The sequence below is a fragment of the Planktothrix sp. FACHB-1355 genome, assembly GCF_014748295.1.
GTDB classification, from domain to species: Bacteria; Cyanobacteriota; Cyanobacteriia; order Cyanobacteriales; family Aerosakkonemataceae; genus Aerosakkonema; species Aerosakkonema funiforme_A.
Genome location: NZ_JACJUP010000823.1, coordinates 1 through 3,298, shown reverse-complemented (window position 1 = coordinate 3,298; position 3,298 = coordinate 1). Strand labels below are relative to the sequence as shown.

2 protein-coding genes are annotated in these 3,298 nt (G+C 46.2%); both read left to right on the top strand.

Annotation, left to right across the window (positions count from 1 at the left end; translation table 11 throughout):
* Positions 1–623: 623 nt before the first annotated feature.
* Positions 624–2,681, top strand: a complete 2,058-nt coding sequence (locus tag H6S82_RS25445; RefSeq protein ID WP_190461812.1) for an elongation factor G — start codon at positions 624–626, stop codon at positions 2,679–2,681.
* Positions 2,682–2,819: 138 nt separating this feature from the next.
* On the top strand, positions 2,820–3,008 hold the full coding sequence (locus tag H6S82_RS25440; protein WP_190461815.1) for a DDE transposase family protein: 189 nt from the start codon (positions 2,820–2,822) through the stop codon (positions 3,006–3,008).
* Positions 3,009–3,298 lie beyond the last annotated feature (290 nt).

Sequence of the window (3,298 nt, the reverse complement as noted above, 5' to 3'; positions counted from 1 at the left end):
CCTTCCCGCTCAAAGAATATGTATTGCTTAGGGGGAGCGGGGGAGAAAAGAACAACAGGTAACTTGCGATCGATAATCTTACGGTGGCAAGGAGTAATTGGGGACTGGAAATACTAATGAAATAAAAATTATTAGTTGAAAATAAAACTTTATTGAAATTAATAAATAATAAACTTTATTGTAAAACAAAATCAGATTTTTATGACAGTCTGTTAAAAAGTGGTTAACCTGTTATTAAATACGAGGTAAGTTTTCAAATAGGTGAGTTAATCCTGACAAGGTAAGCTCAACCATTAACAACCGAGAAGTCTGTTGTGTAGGGGCGGGTTAAACCAGCCATCTATAAAAAAATCCACAATTTTGCACGCACCCGCTCGTCAGTTGTGAGTAGTCAGTTGAAAAATTTATCGTCAACGGACAACTGACAATAGACTCGGACATTCTACTAAACGGCTTCTATCAAAATCTACAGGCGCGTAGGGGAAGTTGAGCGAGAATTTCAGTTATTTAACCAGCAAACTGGCCAAACTCACCCTTACTACTCGAAAAACATTTGCTATCCACTGTCACAAGCGGCAGCTGCACTCTTAAGCAAGTTGACAGCGACGCGAAAAGGAGGATTTATGAACGAAAAAGTCGTTTCCAGTTTTCGTAATGTGGCGATCGTTGGCCCCTATCTGAGCGGCAAAACAACATTTCTAGAAAGTATCTTGTTCGTCACAGGTGCGATTACTCGCAAAGGCAGCATCAAGGATAAAAATACAGTAGGAGATAGCGCCCCAGAAGCACGCGATCGCCAAATGAGCGTCGAGATCGCAACCGCCTGCACCGAATACGACGGCGTGCGGTTCACGTTCCTCGACTGTCCCGGATCGGTGGAATTCTCCCAGGAAACTTATAATGCTTTAATTGGTGTAGATGCAGCGGTAGTGGTTTGCGAACCAGTAATCGATCGCGTCCTCACCCTCGCCCCCCTATTCAAATTCTTAGACGACTGGGAAATTCCCCACCTAGTCTTCATCAACAAAATGGATCGGGCGAACAACAACTTCATGGACGTACTGCACGCCCTCAAAAACGTCTCCAGTCGTCCGTTAGTACCGCACCAATATCCGATCGGTCAAGGAGAAAACCTCGTTGGCTTTATCGATCTAGTTACCGAACAAGCTTACCACTATCACCCAGGTGCGCCAGCAGACCCCGTTCCCTTCCCCGCCGAACTCAAAGAACAAGAACACGCAGCGCGGACGGAAATGTTAGAAGAGTTGGCTAACTTTGACGACCACCTTTTGGAAGAACTGCTAGAAGAAATCGAACCGCCCCAAGAAGAAATTATCCAAGACCTGAAAATGGAATTGGGCGCAGATCTAATCGTGCCAGTATTCCTGGGTATTGCCGAAAAAGATTTTGGCGTTCGACCCCTACTGCAAGCCTTGCTGCGGGAAGCACCCACCCCAGAAACCACATTGGGACGGCGGGGAATTACCCTCAGTGGCGACGCACCTCTAGCGCAAGTGCTGAAAACCTACTTCACTCCCCAAGGTGGCAAACTTTCCCTCGTGCGAGTTTGGCAAGGTACTCTCACAGATGGCGCAGTTCTCAACGGCGTGCGTGCTGGCGGACTCTACCGTCTCGCAGGTCAACAACAAAACGGCATCCAAGAAGCCAAAGCCGGCGAAATTGTGGCTGTGGGACGTTTGGAGGGCATAAAAACGGGGGATACCCTATCGACTAATAGCGGACAACCGGCGTCAGAATTACCCAAAGCGGAACAACTGACGCCGGTTTACGCTTTGGCGGTAACAGCCGAAAAGCGCAACGATGAAGTGAAAATCAGCAGCGCCTTTGGCAAACTGATCGAAGAAGACCCATCCTTGAGTTGGGAACAACACGGCGATACTCGCGAAGTTATTCTCTGGGGTCAGGGAGAAATTCACTTGCAAGTAGCCTTAGACCGGTTGCGCCGCAAGTACAATCTGCCGATGAGTACGCACCTGCCGCAAGTTCCTTATAAAGAAACTATCCGCAAAGCTGTTTCGTCCGTTCACGGGCGCTACAAGCACCAAAGCGGCGGACACGGACAATTCGGCGATGTTTATCTGGACATCAAACCCCTGTCTCGCGGGGAAGGCTTCAACTTTAATGAGAAGATTGTGGGCGGAGTGGTTCCGCGCCAGTACATTCCTGGTGTGGAAATTGGTGTGCGGGAGTCTCTGGCACATGGGCCGTTGGGTTTCCCGGTGGTCGATGTGGCGGTGACGCTGATCAATGGTTCTTACCACACTGTCGATAGTTCGGAACAAGCATTCAAGCAAGCAGCGCGTTTGGCAATGCAGGAAGGAATGCCCAAGTGCGAACCGACGTTGTTGGAACCGATTACTGCTGTTGAGGTTTGTACGCCTCAAGAATTTACTTCTAAGGTAATGCAATTGCTGACTGGACATCGCGGCCAAATTTTGGGCTACGAAGGTCGGTCGGATTGGAAAGGTTGGGATAAGGTTTCTGCTTATTTGCCGCAAGCGGAAATGCAGAACTTTATTGTGGAGTTGCGATCGCTTACTATGGGTGTTGGCTTCTTTAACTGGAAGTTCGACCACCTGCAAGAAGTACCGGACAAGCTAGCAGAAAAGGTGGTGGCAACTAGCGGTAACGGCAAGACTAACGGCAACGGTCACCGCTAATAAGATTTCAGATTTGAGATTTCAAATTTCAGATTTCGATCGTTAAATTTGAATCTGAAATCTGCAATTATGTATGGTAGGGCATCGGGCAGCTGATGCCCTATTTGATGAGCAAAACTGACAAGATTTTTAGTAAATATGGAAAATACACAAACTTGGTATATTGTCAAGCGCAATGAAGGTCACTGCGATATTCTGCCTAGCGATCGCGTGGAAGGTAAGGAAGATGCAAATATAGTAGAAAAATGGGGGCCAATTGCTTCGAGAGATGAGGCGATCGCACGTCGCGTCGGATTGATTCGCGCCGGCAAATGTCAACCAGTTTAAACAATTATAAATAATTTGTGGCCGGACGTGGGAAGCAATCTCCTACTCCATGCCCAAATTCAACTTGTCATACAATATAGATAGATGCAGTCAGACATCATACAAATAATGCGGCAAAGACTTGACAATTTGTATATTCTTTGAAAAAATTATAATTTTCTTAATAATTGGGAAGTTAATTCTAGTAATAAAAATGAAAACTCTTACTAAAGATGTCTATTCACCTAGTCAAATAGAATCTATCGATCCATGCAAATCAAAATTGGAGAAAATTGGTTTTACTTTTGTCG

Coding starts and splice junctions, on each gene's coding strand:
- H6S82_RS25440 (WP_190461815.1), top strand. CDS start 2,820: ATGGAAAATACACAAACTTGGTATATTGTCAAGCGCAATGAAGGTCAC.
- H6S82_RS25445 (WP_190461812.1), top strand. CDS start 624: ATGAACGAAAAAGTCGTTTCCAGTTTTCGTAATGTGGCGATCGTTGGC.